The sequence below is a fragment of the Chamaesiphon polymorphus CCALA 037 genome (assembly GCF_003003845.1).
GTDB classification, from domain to species: domain Bacteria; phylum Cyanobacteriota; class Cyanobacteriia; order Cyanobacteriales; family Chamaesiphonaceae; genus Chamaesiphon; species Chamaesiphon polymorphus.
On the sequence record NZ_PVWO01000029.1, the window covers coordinates 1 to 23,979 of the forward strand.

At 45.9% G+C, this 23,979-nt stretch carries 23 protein-coding genes; 11 read left to right on the plus strand and 12 right to left on the minus strand.

The window, feature by feature from the left end:
* Window positions 1-566 precede the first annotated feature (566 nt).
* The 8 genes from C7B77_RS04015 to yidD form a co-directional block, all read right to left on the minus strand.
* Window positions 567-1,730, minus strand: a complete 1,164-nt coding sequence (locus C7B77_RS04015) for a GuaB3 family IMP dehydrogenase-related protein (RefSeq protein ID WP_106300559.1) — start codon at window positions 1,728-1,730, stop codon at window positions 567-569.
* 433 nt (window positions 1,731-2,163) lie between these two features.
* A complete protein-coding gene (locus C7B77_RS04020) occupies window positions 2,164-2,862 on the minus strand; it encodes a COP23 domain-containing protein (protein ID WP_106300561.1) in 699 nt (232 codons plus the stop codon).
* A 45-nt stretch (window positions 2,863-2,907) separates the two neighbouring features.
* Window positions 2,908-3,495, minus strand: coding sequence for a GrpB family protein (locus tag C7B77_RS04025; protein WP_106300563.1), 588 nt, complete (start codon window positions 3,493-3,495; stop codon window positions 2,908-2,910).
* Between the two features lie 33 nt (window positions 3,496-3,528).
* Window positions 3,529-4,917 carry a 3' terminal RNA ribose 2'-O-methyltransferase Hen1 gene (locus tag C7B77_RS04030; RefSeq protein WP_106300565.1) on the minus strand — a complete coding sequence of 463 codons (1,389 nt, stop codon included), beginning with the start codon at window positions 4,915-4,917 and terminating at the stop codon, window positions 3,529-3,531.
* A gap of 51 nt (window positions 4,918-4,968) precedes the next feature.
* Window positions 4,969-5,337 (minus strand): DUF3110 domain-containing protein, encoded by a 369-nt coding sequence (locus C7B77_RS04035; RefSeq protein WP_106300567.1) that lies wholly within the window; start codon window positions 5,335-5,337, stop codon window positions 4,969-4,971.
* Between the two features lie 151 nt (window positions 5,338-5,488).
* Complete coding sequence (locus C7B77_RS04040; protein WP_106300569.1) at window positions 5,489-6,196, minus strand: M15 family metallopeptidase; 708 nt, start codon at window positions 6,194-6,196, stop codon at window positions 5,489-5,491.
* A gap of 170 nt (window positions 6,197-6,366) precedes the next feature.
* A complete protein-coding gene (locus C7B77_RS04045; protein ID WP_106300571.1) occupies window positions 6,367-7,080 on the minus strand; it encodes a hypothetical protein in 714 nt (237 codons plus the stop codon).
* Between the two features lie 56 nt (window positions 7,081-7,136).
* On the minus strand, window positions 7,137-7,361 hold the full coding sequence (yidD, locus tag C7B77_RS04050) for a membrane protein insertion efficiency factor YidD (protein WP_106300573.1): 225 nt from the start codon (window positions 7,359-7,361) through the stop codon (window positions 7,137-7,139).
* 61 nt (window positions 7,362-7,422) lie between these two features.
* Here yidD and C7B77_RS04055 point away from each other — a divergent pair, with 61 nt between their 5' ends.
* From C7B77_RS04055 to C7B77_RS04075, 5 genes are all read left to right on the plus strand, one after another.
* Window positions 7,423-8,127 (plus strand): diacylglycerol/polyprenol kinase family protein, encoded by a 705-nt coding sequence (locus C7B77_RS04055; protein WP_106300575.1) that lies wholly within the window; start codon window positions 7,423-7,425, stop codon window positions 8,125-8,127.
* Window positions 8,128-8,244: 117 nt separating this feature from the next.
* On the plus strand, window positions 8,245-8,481 hold the full coding sequence (locus C7B77_RS04060; protein WP_015161319.1) for a DNA-directed RNA polymerase subunit omega: 237 nt from the start codon (window positions 8,245-8,247) through the stop codon (window positions 8,479-8,481).
* A 157-nt stretch (window positions 8,482-8,638) separates the two neighbouring features.
* Entirely contained in the window at window positions 8,639-9,001 is a 363-nt protein-coding gene (locus C7B77_RS04065; RefSeq protein ID WP_106300577.1) for a DUF1818 family protein, read from the plus strand.
* A 38-nt stretch (window positions 9,002-9,039) separates the two neighbouring features.
* Window positions 9,040-10,521, plus strand: coding sequence for an alpha-amylase (locus C7B77_RS04070; protein WP_106300579.1), 1,482 nt, complete (start codon window positions 9,040-9,042; stop codon window positions 10,519-10,521).
* Between the two features lie 119 nt (window positions 10,522-10,640).
* Window positions 10,641-11,135: a hypothetical protein gene (locus C7B77_RS04075; protein WP_106300581.1), complete on the plus strand. Its 495-nt coding sequence runs from the start codon at window positions 10,641-10,643 to the stop codon at window positions 11,133-11,135.
* Here the strand turns inward: C7B77_RS04075 and C7B77_RS31325 are convergent.
* Entirely contained in the window at window positions 11,123-11,248 is a 126-nt protein-coding gene (locus C7B77_RS31325; protein WP_281261333.1) for a hypothetical protein, read from the minus strand. The two genes, C7B77_RS04075 and C7B77_RS31325, sit on opposite strands and share 13 nt — an antisense overlap.
* Window positions 11,249-11,264: 16 nt before the next feature.
* On the opposite strand from C7B77_RS31325, the gene ilvA reads away from it, so the two are divergent.
* Complete coding sequence (ilvA, locus tag C7B77_RS04080) at window positions 11,265-12,782, plus strand: threonine ammonia-lyase, biosynthetic (RefSeq protein ID WP_106300583.1); 1,518 nt, start codon at window positions 11,265-11,267, stop codon at window positions 12,780-12,782.
* A 209-nt stretch (window positions 12,783-12,991) separates the two neighbouring features.
* On the opposite strand, the gene rppB is transcribed toward ilvA, so the two are convergent.
* Complete coding sequence (rppB, locus tag C7B77_RS04085; RefSeq protein WP_106300585.1) at window positions 12,992-14,368, minus strand: two-component system sensor histidine kinase RppB; 1,377 nt, start codon at window positions 14,366-14,368, stop codon at window positions 12,992-12,994.
* 458 nt (window positions 14,369-14,826) lie between these two features.
* Between rppB and C7B77_RS04090 the strand changes: the two genes are divergently transcribed.
* Complete coding sequence (locus tag C7B77_RS04090; protein WP_106300587.1) at window positions 14,827-16,062, plus strand: glycosyltransferase family 4 protein; 1,236 nt, start codon at window positions 14,827-14,829, stop codon at window positions 16,060-16,062.
* A 92-nt stretch (window positions 16,063-16,154) separates the two neighbouring features.
* On the opposite strand, the gene C7B77_RS04095 is transcribed toward C7B77_RS04090, so the two are convergent.
* Both C7B77_RS04095 and C7B77_RS04100 read right to left on the minus strand, forming a co-directional pair.
* Window positions 16,155-17,540 (minus strand): caspase family protein, encoded by a 1,386-nt coding sequence (locus C7B77_RS04095; RefSeq protein ID WP_106300589.1) that lies wholly within the window; start codon window positions 17,538-17,540, stop codon window positions 16,155-16,157.
* 248 nt (window positions 17,541-17,788) lie between these two features.
* Window positions 17,789-18,376, minus strand: coding sequence for a chemotaxis protein CheW (locus C7B77_RS04100; RefSeq protein ID WP_106300591.1), 588 nt, complete (start codon window positions 18,374-18,376; stop codon window positions 17,789-17,791).
* A 417-nt stretch (window positions 18,377-18,793) separates the two neighbouring features.
* On the opposite strand from C7B77_RS04100, the gene C7B77_RS04105 reads away from it, so the two are divergent.
* The 4 genes from C7B77_RS04105 to C7B77_RS04120 all read left to right on the plus strand — a co-directional run.
* The gene (locus C7B77_RS04105) at window positions 18,794-20,068 is read left to right on the plus strand and encodes a response regulator (protein ID WP_106300593.1); all 1,275 of its coding nucleotides are present in this window, start codon (window positions 18,794-18,796) and stop codon (window positions 20,066-20,068) included.
* A 180-nt stretch (window positions 20,069-20,248) separates the two neighbouring features.
* Window positions 20,249-20,611 carry a response regulator transcription factor gene (locus C7B77_RS04110; protein WP_106300595.1) on the plus strand — a complete coding sequence of 121 codons (363 nt, stop codon included), beginning with the start codon at window positions 20,249-20,251 and terminating at the stop codon, window positions 20,609-20,611.
* 186 nt (window positions 20,612-20,797) lie between these two features.
* Window positions 20,798-21,298 carry a chemotaxis protein CheW gene (locus tag C7B77_RS04115; RefSeq protein ID WP_106300597.1) on the plus strand — a complete coding sequence of 167 codons (501 nt, stop codon included), beginning with the start codon at window positions 20,798-20,800 and terminating at the stop codon, window positions 21,296-21,298.
* A 149-nt stretch (window positions 21,299-21,447) separates the two neighbouring features.
* A partial coding sequence (locus tag C7B77_RS04120) for a GAF domain-containing protein (RefSeq protein ID WP_146138175.1) occupies window positions 21,448-23,979 on the plus strand: 2,532 nt, incomplete at its 3' end.

The window sequence follows — 23,979 nt, forward strand, 5'->3', positions numbered from 1 at the left end:
TTGCTACTTACTTTCTATTCGTAGCTTATGCTCTTGTGAGCTTTTTTACCCACCTCCCCACTTTTCAAACATCCTCTAAGAGATTCGCTAGTCAAGCTAGTAGGGTGGGCACTGCCCACAGTACATTTATAGCCTTAGCCAAAGAATTTAAACTGCTCGATCGATAATGATTTCCTTAATTACTAGTTACTATTAAATTAATATTTTTTAACCGCAGAGCCGCAAAGAGCGCAGAGAAAGAAAAAGATCGAATAGCTGCTCATTTAGGCTCGCTATATACTGCAAACAAATCACTATCCCCTATCCCCTAAAAAGGAACCGCCCAAGACACGGTTAAGTGTCTCAGGCGGGATGTGGTGTGAGGAGTGAACGGAAACATCAGCTTCCGTCGATCTTAATTGTAACAGCACCACCAAAAATCGGGGAGGAGAATTTGGTTTAGATTAGGTAGATTTTGCCTGTATTTACAGGTAAATATTTATTACAGCTACAACATAAATTCTCATCGCTACAGATCGTCCCGATCCTCACCGAACAATTGCCAAAACCTACCTCAATGAGATCGGTTATTTGCCCATACCTAGCTGTTGAGCTTTCTGATAGACTTTACCTTCAGTTAAGAGCGATGGGGCGATAACAACCTCTACTTGTTGCATTTCCTTAATGGTTTTTGCGCCCAGAGTGCCCATGCTAGTTTGCAATGCGCCCTGGAGGTTGTGAGTACCATCGTCTAGTTTAGCTGGCCCTTTGAGAATCTGTTCTAACGAGCCAGTAGTACCGACTTTAATCCGCGTGCCTCTAGGTAGCACTGGGCTAGGAGTGGCCATCCCCCAGTGAAAACCGCGTCCGGGGGCTTCTGCCGCGCGTGCGAATGGCGAACCAATCATCACGCCATCGGCACCACAGGCGATACATTTACAAATATCGCCACCAGTAACCAATCCACCATCAGCAATCACAGGAATGTACTTACCCGTCTGCTTGAAAAACTCATCTCTGGCCGCTGCACAGTCCGCTACGGCAGTTGCTTGAGGTACGCCGACACCTAACACCCCACGCGAAGTACAAGCTGCTCCAGGGCCAATCCCGACGAGGACGGCGGCTGCGCCTGCTTGCATCAATTCGAGCGTGATATCGTAGGTGACGCAGTTGCCTAAAACTACAGGCATCGGCATTTCCGCACAGAATTTAGCCAAATTCAGCGGTTGAATACCATCTGGAGCCAAAAATTCTGTCGAGACGACAGTTGCTTGGATGAAGAACAGATCTGCACCTGCTTTAGCCACCGCATCGCCAAATCTGGCCGCACCCGCAGGGGTGGCACTTACCGCTGCAATCCCACCACCAGCTTTAATTTCTGCAATACGGCGTTCGATTAATTCTGGTTTGATGGGTTCGGCATAGAGTTCTTGCATCAGGGTCACGAAGCCATCATTCCCAACCGCCGCAATTCGATCGAGAATGGGATTGGGATCTTCATACCGAGTTTGAATCCCTTCTAAATTAAGTACGCCGAGCGCGCCGAGTTTTGACAACTCAACAGCCATGCGCACGTCAACTACTCCATCCATTGCGCTAGCAATAATCGGAATATCGCGCTTGACGCCACCAATTTGCCAGCTAGTATCTGCCAAACTGGGATCTAGTGTTTTGCCGCTAGGCACTAGGGCTATTTCATCAAAGCCGTATGCTCTCCGAGCTGTTTTCCCTTTCCCAATTTGAATATCCACGATCGCTCCGACCTTCTTCCAAAAAACGTCTTTAAGTAAGCCTAACAAATAGACTGCAACATTTGTTTACTTTTTTACAGTTTTTTCGGTAAATGTGAGTATACTCACAGATTACATTGGTTTAAATATACTAGTGCTTAGTTTGGATTCAGGGTATCCACAAGCGACGCATCGAACGGGAGGTTCCCTCCCGTTCGATGCGTCAAAACATTGGCACCCGCAGAGATGGCTGGTGTTGAGTTGCCCTTTGCATAATCCATTTGATATCTTTTTAAATCCTAGTGGTGGAGGGTGGGTTTTGTTTAAGATCGATCGGTAAAAGCGATATTAGCTAGCATAAACCCACCCCTACAGACCCAAAAAAACGACAGGATACCGTTATAAATCTAAACGAATTACTAAAGCCTAACCCCTAAAGCCTAACCCCTAACCCCTACCGAAACCGATTGGGATTGAGTTTTTTGGCATCGTTAGTTGACTGTTGGTTGGCTGTTGGCGAACGGAGTTGGGTAGCGGTACCGCCGTCTGCGGTCGATAAGAACGGACGCAAATCGATGCTGTCGCGACTTTGGACGGGTAGTGAAGTAGAATTATTACCGCCGAACGTGCCTAAAATATCGCCAAAGCCGCTATTACCACCATCGACAAAGGTACTTACGCCTGTAGTTCTTTGACCGTTATCGGCCATAGTTAAGTTCCGAAAAACTGAATCTCTAGTGGAGATGGCATCTCGTCCTTTAGGTACGGTAAAGACAATCCGACACTCACCATTGCGTTCGGTAGTCACGCAGACGGTATCATAGTTATTTTTGACTTCTGTCCGCAGTTCTCTAAGTCCATCGCGACGATATTCTTCCAATCTCCGCGAGATTTCGCTACACCGTTTGTTGGCATTCCAATTACTACCCATCGTGCTGGGAACTGCCCAAGGATAGCGATCGCCAGGACGATCGATCGGATAATAAGTGACGGTAGACTGGTTATTCACCGATTCACATCTGAAGCGAGTTTGATTTCCACCCGATGGCACGCTTGTCTTTGGCGTAGGGGGGCCGTATTGCGCACCCGCACTACTTGCTGTCAACACAGCACCTAATATGGCCCAGCTCCAAATTTTGAGGGATATTTTCATAGGTTTCGATCGCACTTTGAGGTGAGGATTAGCAGGTGTATCTAGTTAGATTAGGACAGTAGCTCGATCGAGAAAGTTCCACCCGACATGTTTCACGATCGCTATCCTAGAGTTCGCGTTTTTTGCCACTCTTAATGCTAATCTCTCTATCGATCGAATGAAGTCATCTTTTCCGTCCATATATCCCTCGATATCGGTTGGATATTGTCGGGCTAGTTGTTGTTTGAGTTCGCTATATTTCCTTGCATCTTCAGGATGAGAGCGTAGGTAATCTCGAAAGGCTAAGTGCCGTGCTATCTGAGCTGAGTTAGCTTCAAAGGTATGAATATGGTGCGTTCTAATTCCCTCACTATTATCCTTGCGAAAAAAACGACGCTCCGCAATGCCAAATTCGCCCATTGCGATATATCCTAATGATTCGATCGCTGGATTTCGATCGTTAACTTTATGAATATCTTCAACTTCAACTAGTATATCGATTATCGGTTTGGCATAAATAGTCTCAATTGAAGTGCTACCGATATGATGAATCGCGATCGCATTATTGCCAAATGCGATTTCTAGTTGTTGTGCTTCATCTGCAAATGCAGTTTGCCAATTGCGATCGTGGGGAACGACTTCTACTTTTCTCATTACGGTTTTAGAGAACCTCTAACCAAAATTTGATTAGACAATATTCTGAAATATCGCCATTTGTGTCGGCGATCCAACTTCACTATCGATATCCCCGATCGATCCAAATTCTACGCTATATTTATATCGATCGCAAACTGCTTGTGCCCAAGCTTGAAACTCGCTCCGCGTCCACTCAAACCGATGATCGGGATGACGTAACTTGCCTATGGGTAGATTTTCAAACTTGACATTATATTCGACATTTGGTGTCGTCACGATCGCCATTTTTGGTTGGGCAAATTCAAATAATACCCGCTCGAAAGCTTTCAATCGATCGAGTTCCATGTGTTCGATAACTTCGATGACTGTCGCGGCATCATAACCCGTAATTCTGGCGTCGCGATAGTTAAGAGAGCCTTGAATTAATTGCAGTCTGCCTTTTTGATGCGTAGGTAATTTGTCGAGGACTCGCTCTTGCGCAAATTCTAAAGATTTATAAGTGACATCCATTCCCAAAATTTCTTGGAAAGTTGGCTCTTTGAGTAATAATTTGAGCAGCTTTCCTTCACCGCATCCCAAATCGACAATCCGCTGCGCGCCATTTGCTTTGAGTGCGGCGACGACGGTTTCCATCCGCTGTTGATTGAGACTAATCGGCTTTTCGATGATTTCTTCGGAAGTTTCGAGATCTGGTGTTTCTTCGATTACTTCTTCAACGGCAATCTGCGCCAAAGCATCGCGAGTCAAGCCGCGCTGACGTTTGAGATATCTACTTGTAATTTCTTCTTTGAGCGGATGAGTACTCAACCAGCCTTCGCCATGACGGAGCAGCTTTTCAATCTCATCTTCGTTGACATAATAGTGCTTGTCATCATCCAACACCGGAATCATTACATGGAGATGACTGAGCAAATCGCAGAGCTTAATCGTATGACTCAGTTCCACATCGAAATAAGAACTATTCCCCCAATCAGGAAACGTTTCATCGAGTGCCAATCGGCGCACGCTCACTTTGTAACCTAGCGGCTCGAATAAGCCCCTTAGAAAGCCTTCTCGCCCCCGACTGGGTAACACGGGAATCTTGGCAACCAGGGGAATCGGTGTATCGGCGATATCCTGCTTTTGTTCGCACCTACCCGTCATCGCCGTGCGAAATACTTGAGAAATTGCCACACTTAAGAAAGATGATGCGGCATAAGGTCGATCGCTAACGTATGCTTCTAGTGTCTGTCTTTTGGCTCCAGCTTTACCTCTGGCGAGATCTACCGGATTGATATCCAATACCAATGCAGCAGTACATTTGGTATCGCTAGCTTCGGGATAAAAGACTCGCGCGGTACCAAACGAGAGATTGAATTCCTGACATTTGTCGGGATGTTTGAATAACAAATATCCCAAATCTGTAGCAGGTTGGTGAGTAGTAGAAATAGTGAGGAGCATTGCGATAATTATTGTCTGGCCGAGTCTACTTCTACTGTAGTCTCTAATCTGCTACAATAGCCGCTCTAACCGTTGGCGCATGGCTTCGAGATCGATTTCGTCTTCTTCCGATTGAGATTGCTTGCGCCCTTCTGGTTGCCAATCTGTCTCTTCAATATGCTGAGAAGGTGGCGTTACCAACATTTCCGCAGTCACCAGAATGCAGTCATAGTCAGAATCTTGACAAAATTCTTCGATTTCTTCAGGATCGATGCCTTCGACTGTCGGCTTGGGGAAATCTTCTGCTTCTAATTGATCGGCATAGCGCACTGCATCATCCTCTTGCTCGAACATGAGAATGACATTGCGATCGCCAACCTGAGTTGAATAGATCCCCTCGTTATCAGTTCGCGCATTAAATAATAAGACAAAAACACTCATGGAATTTGTGGTTTGTTATTTGTTACTTAGTCTACGACTATTCACTGAATAATCTCTAGCTTAACCCATCATAAGCTGGAAGTGGGTATCGGGGATCGCTACGCTCGATTCACCAGATCCAGCACCAATCGCGGTTAGATCGATCGAACATCTACAATGCCCTACCATAGTAAGCTGACGTGGTTGGCTGAGGGTTGTTTCGATCGCTCAACCATGCCCAAAGCTGATCGCCGATCGAAAAATGCCACCATTCGTCGGGATGACGCGCAAATCCCACATCAGTCATGATTTGACATAAGAGTTGGCGGTGGCGGTGATATTGTTGCTCCACTGGATCTTGACAGTTAGCAAAATATTCGGGACGCGATCGATCGGACATTTCATCGATCGGCGAACCCATATCTACTAGATTACCACGCTCATCGACGAGGGTAATATCGATCGCCGCTCCGGTGCTATGGGGTGGCGGTGTCTTGAGATCGAAGCTGGGAATCGCCCAAATCGTATAGACATCCTGCCAAATTTTCTCGATTTGTGCCTCAGAAAGTTGCGCTAAATCCAATTCTCGCTGCGCTACTGTCTGGGCGAAAGTATAATCCACCATATACTGCTGTACCTCCACCGGACGATAAGCATCAAAAATTTGGATTTGCCAACCGGGATGTATTTGCTGCAATCCGGCTTGGGCTTTAATTAATCGATCTAGTACCCCTTGTCGGAGATAATAAGGCGATCGACCTTGATAATCTGCCCCACATTTGATGTATGGATGCGGTGTTTCGATCGCGAATAATTCTAATGGAATTACGACTAATGGTTCGTGACATTCCTGGATGGGGACTTGGCGGTAAGGCTTCATGATTAGATTTGTAGATTGGGTAGAGCAGCTACTCACGCTCGGCGGGAAACTCGCCGTAAAAAGCGCGTCAAGACAAAGCGAAACCCAACATCAGCACAATTAATTGTATATGTTAGGTTTTTATATTTATGTCTTAATTTGGCATGGGTAATCTTGAGTATATTCAAAAATTATCGACAATGAAGATCGATCTCCTGCCATTGTTTGTAAGTTAGCTGGCAATGTCCGGCAAATGTAAATAAATCAGATATCCAGTTTTCATGATAAACAATTATTGTAGGGGCTTCGCCTCGATCGCGCTGCTGACAAACTAGCCATGCTCCAACATCTGCTTGACAAGAGACAGAAATCATGATTAAGTCTCCCATCCTAATTCGATCGTACTGCCAAAATGAGTCCTCGTCCGCATCTATTAACCGTTTGAAAAAAGGGAATGGGTTTCCCGAACTACTCACCTCAAAGTATCTGGCAATATCTGGGAAAGGAATAACTCGATCGACTGAGAATCGAACGAAGTTTTCTTTAAAGCTACAATTGATAAAAGTTTCGAGTACTTCTATGACTTTTACTAAAGCAATTCCCGATCGAGGTAACTCCTCTGGTTTATCGTTAAACCAAGTAAAAATTGAAAAATCTGGCTTATAGATAACCCAAAAAGTTTCTCCTAGCTGCTCTGATGTCGGACATGAGAAGGAACCTCTATAAATTTTACCTTTTACTGTTATTTCTGCTAATGAAGGCTGTTCGAGATCGTCTTCTGTATCTGAATCCCATGATTCACATTCGACAAAAGTCCCTATTCTCGCCCATAAAGGCCGTATCTGATTTAGATGGTTGTATGCTTCGTCACTAACTGATAAATCGATCTCTTTTATATATTTCAATCTCGATCTCTCTTGTCTCATTGGTGGATATTGGGTTTCGCTTCGCTCTACCCAACCTACTTATCCGAAATTTCGGGGACGGGATCGTAACCGCCGGGGTGGAAGGGATGACAGCGACAGATCCGCATGGTGGCTAGATAGCTACCGCGCAGTGCGCCAAAGCGATCGATCGCGTCGATTGCGTATTGCGAGCAAGTGGGAGTAAAGCGACAGCTAGGGGGAAATAGGGGGGAGATAAATCGTCGATAAATGCGGATCGATCGGATTAGGCTGTGTTTCATGACATGATTTAGAAAGCTAGTTAGCGTCAGTTCCGTTCGATCCCTTGTCAATTTTGTGCCAATGCAAATGATTTTCGCCGATTCCAATCTCTGGTTGCGGATTGCTACAGTACCAGTATATGTTGGCGCGATCGTGCTAACTGCCGAACTATTACATCGCTATACCGATACCGCACCCGAACAAGTTCGCAAAATAGTGCATATCGGTACGGGTAATGTAATTATACTGGCGTGGTTGCTAGATCTACCTGCTTGGGTGGGAATAACTTCGGGAATTTTAGCGGCGATAATTACCTTGATTTCTTATCGCTTACCTATTTTACCCGGTGTAAATAGTGTCGGACGCAAGAGTTTGGGGACATTTTTTTATGCTGTGAGTATTGGCATTGTCACAGCCGTATTTTGGAATTTGAATCTGCCTTACTTTGGCGTAATTGGCATTCTAATTATGGCTTGGGGTGACGGGTTGGCGGCAATTATCGGTCAAAGATTTGGCAAACATCCCTACACGATTTTCGGCAATACCAAAAGCTGGGAAGGAACGTTGACAATGCTAGTGGTGAGCTATGCGATCGTGTCTTTAGTATTACTAACCGTCAATGGTAATACTTGGCAAACCTGGGTAGTAGGAATTCCGGTGGCAATTGTGGCGACAGGTGTCGAATCGATCGCGCAATGGGGTTTGGATAATCTTACGGTACCGTTAAGTAGTGCGGGTTTGGCATTTTTAGTCGATCGATTTCTAGCTAGTTCTGCTCATTTATAGAACATCCGCAACAGGGACTAACACGATCTCCACCGCAAGACCGATCGATTCAGTCTAGCCGACAAGTCGATCGGTCGGGTACACTAGTAAAGGACTGCACCTGTATTAGGAGTAAATATGATTCAACGTCGTTCGCATTCCCATTTTGACTCGATCCAAATTGCCTATCGAGCCGAGGAACTGATTGGCGCAGCTTCTAATCGTTATAAAATTACCGTCCAAGTCGCAAATCGAGCCAAGAAGCGTCATCGCTATGAATCTGATAATATTGACGACCCTTCGATTAAACCTGTCATGCGCGCCATTATCGAGATGTCTGACGAACTAACTCAGCCAGAGATCCTGGGAGATTAGATCGATAATCTTATCTAAAATCTTAGGGGGCAATTCAATAGCTTGAATTGCCCCTTGTTTTTGGCTAATGGTTACTAACATCTGAGTTACAGCGAAGATCTTTACCCCACCCCAGCCCTCCCCTTATAAAGGGGAGGGAGCCGGAGTTGTCAATTACATGCAAAAAGTTCTCAAATCTGGTGCGGGATGGCGGATCGGTTGGCGTCCGCAAAGTGAATATCAAGGATTAGTCGGCGGCGACGACTGGGCATTTGAATTGACATCTGAAGAACTGACAGATTTTTGTCGCCTATTAGGGCAATTAGCCGCTAATATGCGATCGATGCAAGCCGAACTGATGGATGAGGAAAATATTGCCTGTGAAGCCGAGAGCGATTTAGTCTGGATGCAGGTAGAAGGCGTGCCAAGCAAATATACACTGCGACTGATTTTGAATACCGGGCGTAGTTGTGAGGGCAATTGGACTGCTGACGCCGTTCCCGATCTGATTGCGGCGGTTGACAGCTTGAAGTTTTTTTGATATTAATGCTACATCCACCTACCATCGGGAGCTAAATCGTGTCAGCAATAAATGGGGTGATGATGCAATACTTCCACTGGTATTTACCGCCAGATGGTAGCTTGTGGCAGCAGCTAGGAAGAGATGCCACAGAACTAGCCGCAGCCGGATTTACAGCTTTGTGGTTGCCGCCTGCGTATAAGGGTAGTAATGGCGGTTACGATGTTGGCTATGCCACTTACGATCTGTTCGATCTGGGCGAATTCGACCAAAAAGGCTCGATTAGAACTAAATATGGCACAAAGGCAGAGTATTTAGCTGCGATCGATCTCGCTCAAAGTGCTGGTATTCAAATCTATGGCGATATTGTTTTAAATCATCGGTTGGGTGCCGATGCTGTCGAGGAATTTGATGCCACACCCCTCGATCCCAATAATCGGAATCGATCGATCGATGCCCATCAAAAAATTCAAGGTTGGACGCATTTTACCTTCCCCGGTCGTAAAGGTAAATATTCGACCATGGAATGGCATTGGTGGCATTTTGACGCGATCGATTATAACGTTTACAATCAGCAGCAAAAAGCAGTTTACCTGATTAAAGATAAAGCTTTCGATCGCTATGTCGATCTAGAAAAAGGTAACTTTGACTACCTCATGGGCTGCGATCTAGATATGGATCATCCCGAAGTAGTGGGCGAGCTAAAATATTGGGGTGAATGGTATTTCGATACAGCCAAGCTCGATGGTTGGCGATTAGATGCTGTCAAACATATCGAGCCTCGATTCTTTTATGATTGGCTCAAGCATCTCAACAATTATGCCAAAAAGGATCTATTCACTGTTGGCGAATATTGGTCTTACGATCTCGATGCTCTAGAGTATTTTATCGACCAAACAGAAGGCAAAATTCACCTGTTTGATGCGCCCCTGCACAATAACTTTTATGTTGCCAGTCGTCAGGGCAGAAACTACGATCTGCGCCGAATCTTCGATGAAACTCTCGTCCGCTCCCATCCGACACTCGCAGTTACCTTTGTCGAAAATCACGATTCTCAACCGCTACAATCGCTCGAATCGGTCGTCGAAGGTTGGTTCAAACCACTAGCTTATGCTCTAATCCTGCTGCGCGAAGCTGGCTATCCTTGCGTATTTTATAGCGACTATTACGGGTCGAGCTATCGCGATCGCGGTCGCGATGGCAATGAGTATGATATCGTGCTGGCATCCCATCGCCCCATTCTCGATCGACTCCTGCACGCTCGTCGCGAATATGCTTATGGCATCCAACGCGATTATTTCGACCATCCCAATACAGTGGGTTGGACGCGATGGGGAGATCCGGATCATCCCGCCAGTATGGCTGTCCTTTTGGGTAATGGCAAGCCAGGGTCAAAATGGATGAATGTCGGCAAGCCAAATACGACCTATATCGATATGACAGAGTCGGTCGCGATTAAAATTCGGACTAATGCCGATGGCTGGGGCGAGTTTGTTTGTAATGGTGGTTCTGTTTCGGTTTGGATTCCAGCATCTATTTAGTGTGTTGGGCTTCGCTTTGCTCTACCCAAACTACATTCCCATCCCTATACCGAACGATCGTAGCCTATTATAAGACTATCTTATTCTAATGAACGGATATTTCAAAAGCAAATATAGCTATGTCAGCTCCAAAAACTTTTAAGCGATATTTTTATAATTGCTTGAACGGTCTAGTTTGGCTCTTACCATTAGTTCTCTTCTCATATTGTTCCTACGATTTTATTATCTCAGATCGCCGTACCGAACTGTCTAAGCAAGATATTCGCGATCGTCTTAGGCATTTAACTTCCAACTGTGTTGATGGAGGTATTAATCCAAAGGGAATCGCATATTCCGTTTCTCTGACCGATCGATATGGTGTTTGGTATGAGGTAGATATATCTGATGCTCAGATCGAATGTATGCAGCGCAAGAAGATATTTACGATCGAGCAAACAGCAATTCTATGTACTTTAAAAGAGCCATGCGATCGCCAACGACTCGCGCCACCTGAATGGTTTCAACCAAAAATAAGATCCGCATCTATTAAACGTTCAACAGGTGCAGATGCGACTGTTTGGAAACCAATGGTCGAAAAACACGGACGTTATTTCATTAGTTATCATTCGGGTTGAATGGGATCGAAATTTTCTAGCACCAAAGACATCTTGTGCAGGAGTGGATCTGAAAAACTCCCAGCCGATTCCCACCCTAATGCCGAACGATCGTAGACTAGATCTACACTCATCCCAACAGCTTCGATCGTGTCCAACTATCCCGACTACCTCCAAAAAATTCTTACCGCTGCCGTCTACGATGTCGCGATCGAATCGCCGCTAGAACGCGCCTCAATTCTCTCAGAACGCCTGCAAAATCAGATTTTGCTCAAACGGGAGGATATGCAACCCGTCTTCTCCTTTAAACTGCGGGGAGCCTATAACAAGATGGCCAAACTCAAGCCCGAACTCTTGGCGCGGGGGGTAATTGCGGCTTCGGCAGGAAATCACGCTCAAGGTGTTGCGTTAGGAGCCAAGCGGCTGGGGACGACGGCGACGATCGTTATGCCTGTCACGACGCCCCAAATGAAGGTAAATGCCGTTGCGGCTAGAGGTGCAGAGGTGATTTTATGGGGAGAGACGTATGATGATGCTTATGCTTATGCCTGTCATTTGGGTGAAGAACGCGGACTGACATTCATTCATCCTTTTGACGATCCCGACGTCATCGCGGGACAAGGGACGATCGGGATGGAGATTTTGCGTCAATATCAACAGCCGATTCATGCGATTTTTGTCGCCATCGGTGGCGGTGGTTTGATATCTGGAATTGCGGCTTATGTGAAGCGGCTGTATCCTGAAACCAAGATTATTGGCGTCGAGCCAGTCGATGCGGATGCGATGAGTCGATCGCTTGCAGCCGGAGCGCGAGTTAAACTCGATCGAGTGGGATTATTTGCCGATGGGGTGGCTGTTAAGGAGGTTGGCGTCGAAACTTTCCGCTTGTGTCAGCAATATGTAGATGAGGTCATGTTGGTCGATACCGATGATATCTGCGCGGCGATTAAGGATGTCTTCGAGGATACCCGATCGATTTTAGAGCCTGCTGGTGCGCTGGCGATCGCGGCTGCCAAGGCTTATATCGAGCGCGAGGGGATTCGGGATGAAACGCTGGTAGCCGTGGCTTGTGGGGCGAATATGAATTTCGATCGGTTGCGATTTGTCGCCGAACGTGCCGAAGTTGGCGAACGCCGCGAAGCAATTTTGGCTGTGACTATTCCCGAGGAACGGGGCAGTTTTCGTCGCTTTTGTACCTGCTTGGGGACGCACAATCTGACCGAATTTAACTATCGGATGGCAAATACCACCGAAGCCCATATTTTCGTCGGCGTCCAAGTCCAAGATCGCGCCGATACAGCCACGATCGTGGCTAAACTGGTGGCTGAGGGTTTTAAAACCCTAGATCTGACTGACGATGAAATGACCAAACTACACCTCCGACATCTCGTCGGCGGACGCTCGCCTGTCGCTCAAGACGAACTCCTATACCGCTTTGAGTTTCCCGAACGCACTGGCGCGCTGACCAAATTCCTCAATAGTATGAACCCCGACTGGAATATCAGTCTGTTTCACTATCGCAATCACGGTGCCGACTACGGACGGATTTTAATCGGCATCGAGGTACCACCAACAGATATGGTAGCTTGGTACGAATTTCTCGATCGCACACCATATCGCTACTGGGACGAACGCACCAATCCGGCTTATCAATTGTTTTTGAGTTAGTGGGGAGTTGGGAGCGGGGAGTTGGGAGTTGAGAGAACAGAGATAATTGGATTGCAAAAAACGCATACATAATAACTCGGCGTTGCTAGATTAGGGTATGATTTTGGATCTGTTCCCAAAAACTGATACCTTTAACTCCCAACTCCCAACTCCCAACTCCAAACCCCCTCACAAACAATTTCATACTTCGAGCCAGCAACGCCAAAAACTCAACCTACGGGGTTGTCTGATAGATCCGATCGAGTCTTGCTGGGATTGGTTTTAGTCGGTAGGGTTACGGTAAATATACTCCCTAGATTCAGCTTGCTCTCCACTTGAATACTGCCATGATGTGCTTCCACGATCGCGCGGGCAATTGCTAAACCCAATCCCGTGCCACCTGTATCGCGCGAACGATCTGCTTGCACTCGATAAAAGCGATCGAAAATATGCAATAAATCTTCAGGAGCAATGCCGATTCCATTATCTCGTACCGCGATAATTGCATGACGATCTACCAATTCTAATTGAATTGAAACCACCCCATCAGTAGAGGTATATTGAATGGCATTAGTAATTAAATTAGAGATCGCCCGATATAATCTGTCGCTATCACCGATCGTATAAAGTGATTGACTAACTAAGATTTCTAACCGGAGATCGATCGAATTTGCCATCGCCAACGGAGCCAATTCTTCTTCCAAATCGCTAACTAAATCGTTGAGACAGCAAGGTTGCTCGCGGAGGGGTAATTGTTTGGCTTCCAATCGCGATAGCCACAGCAAATCCTCAGCCAGATAACTAAGATGGCGAACTTGTCGCTGGGCAATTTCTAAATTATTGCGAGTTTCCGACGCAACGATTTCGGCATCCAAAGCACTGTCTACGGCTATTCTCGTCACAGCTAAAGGCGTTCTCAGTTCGTGGGCGGCATCGACGGTAAATTGTTGAATTTGCTGGTAGGAATGATAGATTGGCCGCATTGCCAAACCAGATAACCACCAACTAGCTCCGCCAATTACTAACATTGCTAGTGGCGTCCCCAAAAGCAGAATCAAATGCAGACTATGCATATAGTCATCTAAGCGATGGAAAGATTGGGCAACTTGAAGATAACCCCAGTCGCGATTGTCGATCGTTTTAAGTGGGAGTGTATGAGTATAATAGCGGTCGCCCCGATCGTCAGTAATAGTTTTCCAATTCATGGTTGGAAGATCGTTAATCAGCTTGTGTTTATTTGGCCCTAAAGTTGCGATCGCTCGACCTGTTACGTTCAACAATCTCAAAGAGTATCCTTGTTCTTGGATCAACTCAGAAATTCGGGATTGAGATTTAACCGATCCACATTCTTTATCTACTAAACACAATTCAGGGAGAAAATTTATCGCGGCTGGAGCGACTATTTCTGGTTGTTGTAAAACAGATTCTAAGGTATCATGAACGGCTCCTGCTAAAGTATTTAATTCTCGCTCGACTATTCGCGTGAAGGCTCGAATCATGACGAAATGAATCGCAGAGCCACATAACAATGTAATTACACCAATTACCAGTGCATAAGTGAGAGTTAGTTGAATGCGGGTACGATTGAACAGTCGATTCTGATGCATGTTTTCAGTGGGTATTCGATCTGTAAATTAATTGAGAATTAGGTTATTGAGATGGGGATTTAGATCGCCCCTAGCAAAGATCCAGCTAAATGGTGGGGGATCTACACCTCTGGTCGGTCTGGGTTAGAACGCAGGCGTACTACGAGCCGATATTCTATACTAGAGTACCTAATGAGATAAATTTCATCTGAATTTCATCTTGGTTATTTATAGTTGTTATAGAGCCAAGAGTTAAAGTAATGCAACAAATATTACAACTCGTAGATTCTCTTCGGTGTCTTTACTACTGTCTTAAAGATGGGCAATTGTGTAAGCAAATCGTTGTGCTCGTTCGGTAGCGGCTGTTTTCTAATAGCCGATCTATGTTTAATCTAGATTGAAATATACGAAAGCACGAGAAATATTTTATACATCAATCTAGTATTATTCAAATTTTAAAATTATATTTTAAGTTAACTATGAACGTAATTATTATCCTGGAACATCGCTTCTCGCGGACGCCCGACGGCAGAGTATGGACGCAGACAACTTTTCCTTATTCCTTCTGGTTGCGGTACCTTAAGGTATTCGATCGGGTGACTGTAGTCGCTCGCGTTTTAGATGTACCTAGCGTAGCTGAAGACTGGCAACTTGCGGATGGGGAAATGGTTTCATTCGCCGCAGTACCAAACTATCTCGGCCCCTCACAGTATCTTCGCAAAATATTTCAAGTCAAACAAGCCGTCCAAAATGCCTTGGGCGAGAGTGATGCCGTAATTATTCGCGCTCCATCCCCGCTGTCTGGTTCGATGCTACCGCTGTTGCTGCGCAACAATCGTCCGTTTGCAGTGGAAGTTGTCGCAGATCCTTATGATGTGTTTGCACCTGGTTCGATCGATCATCCGTTGCGTGCATTCTTTCGGTGGTCATTTACCCGCAAATTGCAGCATGTTTGTGCCAAAGCAATTGCAGCAATGTACGTGACCAAATTTGCACTTCAGCAACGGTATCCTTGCCCAAATTTGTCGGCTGGGATATCGGATGTGGTCTTACCAGAGCAGAGCATAGTTGCGGCTCCACGTCCGTTAGCGCAGAAGTTAGATGTGGCGAAATTGGTATTCATCGGTACGATGTCTCAGTTATATAAAGCTCCAGATGTTTTAATTAAAGCAGTTGCTGTCTGTGCCAAAGAAGGACTAAATATCCAACTGCAAATGCTGGGTGATGGTCAATATCGGGGACAACTAGAAGAATTAGCCAAAGCTGAAAATGTCAGCGATCGCGTCAGTTTTTTGGGACAATTGGCTTCTGGATCTGCGGTGCAACAACAGCTAGATGAGGCTGACTTATTTGTATTGCCATCTCACCAAGAAGGCTTGCCCAGAGCCATGGTAGAAGCAATGGCGCGTGCGTTACCTTGTGTGGGTACCACTGTTGGGGGTGTACCGGAGTTATTGCCTCCAGAAGATCTGGTAGCACCTGGAGATGTGGAAGCACTCGCACGGAAAATTCAAGAAATTGTCACCAATCCCGATCGGATGGCACAGATGTCGGCTCGGAATCTCGAAACAGCCAGAGAATACCGCGATGAAGTGTTGCAAGATCGGCGGACTGATTTCTACCGCCAGGTGCGATCGCAGACGGAAGTATGGTTATCGGCTCAAAATGAGCCATTGCTAAATTCAGTATCGATCCGCTCTGAATTTGGCCATTGACGCTCTCGATCGCATTTTGCGCCTGTTTTAATCATTCTATTGCTTGGTATAAACTCAACAATAGAGGGTACCCTCAGAGCTACTCCAACCCCTTAACCTGGTAACTTACTCCGCCATTCAGACATCGCAGCTTGAGTGGTACTGTAGTTGGTAGCATCTTTTGGTACCATTTTGGCTGTATCGATCGCGAGTTGCCAATACTGCTTATCGGCATAACCTTTGGCAATTTGATAGATTTCCTGCGACCATTGCTCGATCGACTGTTGGATCTCCGCTGCCGCTGCTGGCGTCGTCGGTGGGATCTTGCGTGCGGCTAAGATCGCCTGATAGCGAGAAGTTGCATCTCCTGGCTTGACAAATAGTCGAGCTTGTGATAGGTCGTTAGACCCGCTCCCGGCTGTGGGTGTCTGGGAACCATTACCGTTGCCTGCAACAGAGGTGACGAGCTGTGGCTCGCGATCGCCTGCTGTCGATTGGTTGAATGCATATATCCCGCCACCTGCGCCCACCAGCAGTGTCAACAACAAGCTAATTTTGGCCCAGTGAGGTACTTCCTTCGCTTTGGGTGACGAATCTTCGCGTTTGACGATCGCGCCAGTGCCGATCGTAGCTGGCGAGACCAGTGTTACCATCGGAGTCGGTGGTGTATATGGGGCATAGCTATCATCCCGATCTAACGCAGCGGGCACTGGCGGAGTATAGACTACTTCGGGGATGGTAGCTGAGATCGACGATTGGGTAGTCGTCGAAAAAACTGGTCGATAGCTAGAGACCCCATTCGGGATAATCGCCATCGGCGTCTGTAAAGGCTTCCAATGATGTTCGCTCAATTCGGCCAATCGAGTGGTCAAATAGGTATCGATCGTCTCTAAATTGAGATCGGGGTGATAATTGAGCGTCTCTAGCAAAGCCGTAGTAAATAGTCCGTGCCCCAGTCCTGCATCTTCATGCGAAAATTCATGACTTTGGCAAGATAAAAAAGTGGGAATTTGATATTCTTGAGCGAGTTGGGCGGTAGCTTGTCCGATGCCGCCGCCCACGGATAGGTGTTGGGCGTGATTGGCATCGAGGAACACCAACGCATTGACGCCAATATCGCGAAACTGCTGGTAAAGTTGGCGGATCGAGATACAAGTGTTAGCCAGATCGTCGGTTTTGCCATCGATCGGGATCAGATAATCTTCATCTCCAAAACTGACGCCACAGCCGCTAAAAAAGAACCATAACAAGTCGCCATGATGGAGCTTATCCCAAGACCACTGTTTCAGCCAGCGGTTGATATTCTCGCGATTGGGGTAGGTAGATTTTGTCCCCGATTGAGCCGAAGTATCGGTCAAGAGCAAACATTGCTGCGAATCCCAGCCAGCAGCATCGATAAAAAACTGTTCGATCGCGACAGCATCCGCCACTCCATAGCTTAATGTCGGTAAGAACTGGTATCGATTAATCCCGATTGAAATACACGTCTGGTTTGCCATTTAAAGTTCGATAATTAATAGACTAAACTGTTGTGCACTCTAGTTGAATCTGCCATTTTTTCTAACCGTGAGGCAGTTGGGGTCTGACATCCTGGATAAATATTAGCACTGAAAGCCTATTTATCGGAACTTCAGACAATGTGTAGGAGATTACCCATCATAAAAGTAGCATTTTACTAATATTACCTCAACAATCGGCAACATCAAAATTCTCACACTGAATATTAGCTGGGGATGGCGATCGCGACCTAATTTTTTGGACTTTCCTGCGGTATTGACTCTGGTGGTTGTCCCAGCGCGGTAACATCTAATAAAAAGATCGATGGTCGATCGGCCAACTCCAGCGACATCGCACTGACGCAGTGAATATTTCGATACTGTAGATAAATCGCGGGTAGGGGTTGAAATGCTGAGATTTGAATCGATTGGATGCTTGGTGGCGAATCGATCGGCAGTCCGATGAGCCGCTCTGGTGCGGGCTGAAGAATTAATAAATATTTAACCTCAGCCATTGAGGTAGGTGCTACCGCAGTAGCTTGTTTGGGTCGATCGATGGGCAGAATCTGCTGCGCCTTGCCAAAGATCTGGTGTCCGACATCGATAACTACTAGCTCTCGACCTTGATAAGCAATCAAACTCACCCCCGTACCTTGAGGATCGCCATAGAGCCTGTGTCCGAGCCGTTCCCCAGCAGCATCGAGTGTTATCGCTTTGTGAACGCGATCGAGCGGGATGGCAAAAGTCTCCCCCTCTAGCTTAAACGTAATCAGGCGTTGGGTTGCCTCTGTTTGTCGAGCTGCCAATCGCCGCGATCGCAACGGAGAATAAATAGCCATAAGTATTCGATATCGATATTACTAGTTAGTGTTCCACTTTTGCCCGCCAAAGTTGCTATGCGGGTGAAGGTTAGAGGTTAGTGAATAGTGAATAGTGGATAGTGAATAGTGAATTTTTGGACGCTTGCGTCCCCATTCACTTGTTGCTAAAGCTCCTTGAAGCATCCACCCATCTACTCATCCGCCCATCTACTCATCTACCCATCCACTATCCACTATCCACTATCCACTATCCACTATCCAAACCAATCTTATTTCCAAATGTCGTTTTTTCGATCTAAGTGGGGAAATATAAGGAGGACATAACATGACTAACTGTCAATTCTCTCTCCCGCAGAGGCTGTGCCAAAGAACACATCGATTGTCGATCTTGCTGTGCATTTGTTAATTAAGTCCACTAAGCTATGAGTTTGAGCCATGAACCAGGGTTCTAGCAGCGTTGCTGATACCGAAAGAACACTAAACCCCATTAAGTTATTAGAACAGTTAGCTACTTCCCAGGCTAAAGGTTGTTTGCGCATTACTGCCAATGACATTGTTTGGTTACTTTATTTTTACGAAGGTAAGCTATTTTATGCTAATCACTCCCTCGAACCGATCGAGCGTCTCGAACAGCACCTGCGGCGAATCAGCCCAGTTATCTTAGCAAATCAGGTTTATACAGATTTGCGAGAGCAGTTGAAAGAGGCAAACTTGGAGGCAACATATCCCAGTTTGGATTACCAAGCAATTCGGTGGTTGATCGCTCAAGGCCATATTAGCGAGCAAACTGCGGGGACATTAGTCAAAAGCATTACCAAAGAAGTACTTCAGCCCTATCTGCTGATAACCTCAGGTACTAGCGAATTGTTAGCACGAGATACTGCCTTTCCGATCTGGTGGAGTGGCAATTTCTTATTTGTAACTAAGGAATGTCAAACTGAACTACAGGCTTGGCAGGCATTGCAACCAGCAATTCTGTCGCCTTATCAACGTCCCTATCTGATGAATGTCGAGCATCCATTGCTAACGCCAGATGTCAAGGTTAAGTTGAGTAAAATCCTGATTGGGTTTAGCTTTCGGCAGTTATCCTTATTGCTCAAGCAAGATGAACTGACAGTTGCCAATAATCTCCATCGACTGATCAATAATCGGATTGTCGGTTTGCGTTCGCCACAGCCACCATTCGAGCGATTGCATCAACTTTATACCGCTGGGATGGAAAGCGATCGCTTTAATGAAAAAGATCAGTCGATCACCGCCACACTCGCGGCTGTCGATTCTAGTACTGGAGCTGGAGCTACGTCTCTAAGTACGGGCGAATTGATCGAACAAGCTACTTATAAGATTGCTTGTGTAGACGATAGTCCGACAATTTTACGCGAAATCAATCGCTTTTTAGATGGCGATAGTTTCAAGGTGTTTCCGATCGTCGATTCGGGGACTGCTTTGATGAAGATTATCCGGATCAATCCAGACATCATTTTATTAGATGTTGGGATGCCCACGATCGATGGTTATAAATTGTGCTCGATGTTGCGGAAACATCCAGCATTTAAAAAGACCCCGATCGTCATGGTAACGGGAAATACGGGCATCATCGATCGAGCTAAAGCCAAAATGGCAGGGTCTACCGATTACATGACTAAACCATTTACCCAAGCAGGCTTAATCGAAATGGTATCTCGGCATCTCATGGCAGAGCATCAGTAGTTTAGTCGATCGTCGATAGTAGATCGTTGAACTTGCCATTGCTTGTGTTCTGGATGTTTTATCCTAATTTAGTTCGTTTAGATAGATACATCGACTAGAGACTTGGGATATGACTTAGTAACTAAGTCATGGGAATAATAAATGTATAACAGACTACATATTTAAGGAAGATAGAGCAAGATGGTTAAGGTTTTAGTTGTTGAAGATACGCCTTCGGAAATGCAATTGATGACGCTATATCTCAAAAATAATGGTTATCAAGTTGTTTCTACAGATAATGCCAAAGATGGCTTGAGTATGGTTGACACAGAGAAGCCCGATGTCGTGATCACCGATGTGGTGATGGAAGGCATGAATGGTTTTGAATTTTGTCGTACCTTGAAAAAAAATCCCGATACCGAAAGTATCCCGGTGATTGCTTGTACTTCGCGCAATCAAGATTTAGATAAATTGTGGGGTAAAAAACAAGGTGTAGATGTCTATGTGACTAAGCCTTATTCTCAGGAAGACATTATTAAAGCTGTTAAGTCTGTTTCTAATTGAATTAGTGGATAGTGAATAGTGAATAGTGGATAGTCAAAAACTGAATGTGGAAGATTAAATTTATACTTTCTTCCGATCGATTGACGATTAATTTCAATTTGTCGAATTTAAACAAACATTCAGAATTATCCCGATCCTTCAACCCTATTCACTATCCACTATCCACTATTCACTATTCACTACCTTATGAGTTTCAGCACCACATCACCAACGAAAAGATCGACTAGAACGACTGGCGAGATGTTCTTGCGATTTCAACTGGACAAACAGACTTGTGCTGTCGTGCCAATGCTCCAAACCCAAGAAGCGATCGTTTTACCTGCGGGACGAGTTTCGGTCATTCCCAATCTCCCATCTTGCGTACTGGGTTTATTCAATCGCCGGAGTAACTTGTTGTGGTTGGTAGATCTGCCAGAAATTTTGGGACTAGAACCGATCGATAGGTACGTTCATAGTTATGATGTCGCCTTACTCAAAGTCGGACAAACACCTTTAGCTGTCGCAGTTCGATCGATCCAAGGAGTCGTGAGATTCAACCAAGAAGAAATTCGATCGCCCATCGGCAGTTTCAATCCTGCGTTTACGCCCTATCTCAGCGGCTGGATCTTGCAAGAGCAAGAGTTGGTACTAGTACTAGATCCAGAAGCAATTATCAATGCCAAAGTGTTCGGACAGAAGGGGTACTAATCGATCGCCAATTTCCAGAAAAAATCAAACCCACGCTAGATTTTAAATCGTAGCGATTAGTAAATATTAAAACATCGCCAAATTACTAACTAATAGCCGTCGCTATATATTAGGCATTTTCCACTTATATTAAATTACATAATTTACCTATGAATCAGTACAACGAACCCGCTCAGATCGCTACTAATGACCGAGGTAATACAGTCATGAATTCAACAAGATCTACTTCTAGCTGGAATAAACTGAGTCTCAAAACGAAAGTAACCCTAATTGCCACGCTCTTAGGATTGGCACCACTGGCGGCAATTGGTACGCTCAGCTTCGTTCAAATTAACAATGCACTCAAAGAGCAAACAGCTCAAGATCAACAAACTCGCGCCCAAGCAGTTGCCGATAAACTCAATCGCTTTATCTTCGAGCGGAATGGCGACGTAGAAGTGTTAGCAGGACAGCCAATTTTTGCCGATCCTAAACTATCTGCTACTACTTCATTAGAGTCTAAGCAGAGGTTATTAGACCAATATGTCGCCAGCTATCAGGTCTACGATAGTATTATTGTCTTCGATGTCAAAGGCGATCCGCTCGTGCAAAGCAAGGGTAAACCAGCCTACAATCACCGCGATCGTAAATATTTTCAAGAAGTCCTCAAAACAGGCAAAACTGTCATTTCCGATCCAGAAATGTCTAAAAGTCTCGGTAAAATGGTCGTACATTTTGCCGCACCAATTAAAGATACTACGACAGGTCAACTTATCGGTGTGATGCGGACGAGAACGCCAATCGATCGATTGCAAGTCCCGATCGGATCTTTTGCAACTAAAAATCAGGATTTTCATATTCTCGATCGTCAAACTAATCAAATATTTATCAGTTCTAATGGTGACTATGCGGGTAAACCAGAAGATGCCGATATCACTGCGGCACGGGAGAAAGGCACATTAGTCAGACATACCAAAGCCGCATCAGCTAAAGCTACTGGCGACGATCGGGGCGAGTCTCAAGCTCACGTCGAACTCATTAGTGCTGCGCCCTTTGAGAAAATTGAGGGCATGAAACAATTACCCTGGGTAGCTGTAGTGGCGATCGATGAAGAGGCAGCATACAGTACCCTCAGCGGACTGCTCCTGACAATTCTCTCTGGAGCAGGTTTGACAGCCTTATTTACAGTCGCCTTATCGACCTTAATTGCCAATCGCGCCACTCAACCGATCGTGGATGCCGCTAAAGTGGTCGAAAAAATCGGTCAAGGTGATTTTAACACGCGAGTCCAAGTTGCCAGCGAAGATGAGATCGGTAAATTGGGTGGCAACATTAACTTAATGGCTGGGCAAATTCAAGGACTATTGCTCGCTCAGTCCGAACAAACCAGACGCACGGAATTATATGCCGAAATTTCCCGCGCGCGGACGACCGAAGATTTAGAATCACCACTATCTCAAGTACTGATTGAAGCTCGCGAAATCATTAAAGCCGATCGTCTCGTTGTCTATCGGTTTATGGCCGACAATCGTGGCTATATTGCGGGTGAGTCCTTTGGTGCGGGTGGTAGCAGTGCGATCTCCGAACAAGTCAACGACCCTTGTATTCCCGAAGAGTTACTTGCCGCCTACGCAAAAGGCCGGATTTTGGCTAATGATAACGTCACCGATAGCAACTACCATCCCGACCACAAACGCTTATTAGCGCGGCTGAATATTAAAGCTAACCTGATCGTCCCGATCGTCCAAAATGGTAACCTGTTAGGATTGCTGATCGCGCACCATTGTCAACAAACTCATGCTTGGCAGGAGTGGGAGAGCATTTATCTAACTAAATTTGCCGAACAAGTTGGGATTTCCCTCAGTGGCTTTACGATCTCCGAGCGCGGCCAACTCGAAACCGCCAGACAAAGAGACAAAGCCGTGCGCGAACAGTTACTAGCAACTATTTCTCGCGCTCAAACCACTCAAGAAATGTCTACCCCTCTAGCCTATATCCTCGAAGACGGTCGGGCAAAACTCAAGGCGGACAGAATGGTTGTCTATCGCTTTTTCCCCGATCGGAGCGGCCATATTGTTGGAGAAGCCATCTTACCAGGATTTGTTAGTGCCCTAGACGATCGGATCGAAGATGCTTGCATTCCCCAAGAGTTGATGACAGCCTACACTCAAGGGCGAACGGTGGCGACTAACGATACGATGGCCACTAACTATCATCCCGACCACAAGCAACTATTGACAAGACTTCAAGTCAAGTCAAATCTGGTCGTGCCGATCCTCCAAGGCAATAACTTACTCGGACTGCTCGTCGTTCATCATTGCGCCAATACCCACCAGTGGCAAGAATGGGAAACCGATTATCTGGGCGAGTTCTCCCTCCCGATCGCGGCCAGTTTGGGCGGTTATGCGGCTACCGAGCGGAGTCAGTACGAAGCCGAACAATCTCGCCAACGTGCCGAAACAGCGAAGAAAGAAAACGAAGCTCGTCAGAAAGAATTGCTGCGGTTGCTGATGGAAATTGAAGGCGCGTCTGAAGGAGACTTGACGGTGAGATCGGAAATTAGCGACGGGGAAATCGCAATCGTCGGTGACTTCTTTAACTCGATTATCGAAAGTCTGCGCGACATTGTAACCAAGGTAAAAGAAGCTGCCGGACAAGTAAATGGCTCGGTTGGTGAAAACGAATCGGAAGTAAGATTGCTA

What these genes read in the sequence shown, in the direction of transcription:
- C7B77_RS04035 (WP_106300567.1), bottom strand. Translation starts at nt 5,337, where the DNA reads ATGAGTGTTTTTGTCTTATTATTTAATGCGCGAACTGATAACGAGGGG.
- C7B77_RS04025 (WP_106300563.1), bottom strand. Translation starts at nt 3,495, where the DNA reads ATGAGAAAAGTAGAAGTCGTTCCCCACGATCGCAATTGGCAAACTGCA.
- C7B77_RS04110 (WP_106300595.1), top strand. Translation starts at nt 20,249, where the DNA reads ATGGTTAAGGTTTTAGTTGTTGAAGATACGCCTTCGGAAATGCAATTG.
- yidD (WP_106300573.1), bottom strand. Translation starts at nt 7,361, where the DNA reads ATGAAACACAGCCTAATCCGATCGATCCGCATTTATCGACGATTTATC.
- C7B77_RS04060 (WP_015161319.1), top strand. Translation starts at nt 8,245, where the DNA reads ATGATTCAACGTCGTTCGCATTCCCATTTTGACTCGATCCAAATTGCC.
- C7B77_RS04075 (WP_106300581.1), top strand. Translation starts at nt 10,641, where the DNA reads ATGTCAGCTCCAAAAACTTTTAAGCGATATTTTTATAATTGCTTGAAC.
- C7B77_RS04055 (WP_106300575.1), top strand. Translation starts at nt 7,423, where the DNA reads ATGCAAATGATTTTCGCCGATTCCAATCTCTGGTTGCGGATTGCTACA.
- C7B77_RS04040 (WP_106300569.1), bottom strand. Translation starts at nt 6,196, where the DNA reads ATGAAGCCTTACCGCCAAGTCCCCATCCAGGAATGTCACGAACCATTA.
- C7B77_RS04065 (WP_106300577.1), top strand. Translation starts at nt 8,639, where the DNA reads ATGCAAAAAGTTCTCAAATCTGGTGCGGGATGGCGGATCGGTTGGCGT.
- rppB (WP_106300585.1), bottom strand. Translation starts at nt 14,368, where the DNA reads ATGCATCAGAATCGACTGTTCAATCGTACCCGCATTCAACTAACTCTC.
- C7B77_RS04100 (WP_106300591.1), bottom strand. Translation starts at nt 18,376, where the DNA reads ATGGCTATTTATTCTCCGTTGCGATCGCGGCGATTGGCAGCTCGACAA.
- C7B77_RS31325 (WP_281261333.1), bottom strand. Translation starts at nt 11,248, where the DNA reads ATGAGTGTAGATCTAGTCTACGATCGTTCGGCATTAGGGTGGGAATCG.
- C7B77_RS04030 (WP_106300565.1), bottom strand. Translation starts at nt 4,917, where the DNA reads ATGCTCCTCACTATTTCTACTACTCACCAACCTGCTACAGATTTGGGA.
- C7B77_RS04105 (WP_106300593.1), top strand. Translation starts at nt 18,794, where the DNA reads ATGAACCAGGGTTCTAGCAGCGTTGCTGATACCGAAAGAACACTAAAC.
- C7B77_RS04115 (WP_106300597.1), top strand. Translation starts at nt 20,798, where the DNA reads ATGAGTTTCAGCACCACATCACCAACGAAAAGATCGACTAGAACGACT.
- C7B77_RS04095 (WP_106300589.1), bottom strand. Translation starts at nt 17,540, where the DNA reads ATGGCAAACCAGACGTGTATTTCAATCGGGATTAATCGATACCAGTTC.
- C7B77_RS04090 (WP_106300587.1), top strand. Translation starts at nt 14,827, where the DNA reads ATGAACGTAATTATTATCCTGGAACATCGCTTCTCGCGGACGCCCGAC.
- C7B77_RS04020 (WP_106300561.1), bottom strand. Translation starts at nt 2,862, where the DNA reads ATGAAAATATCCCTCAAAATTTGGAGCTGGGCCATATTAGGTGCTGTG.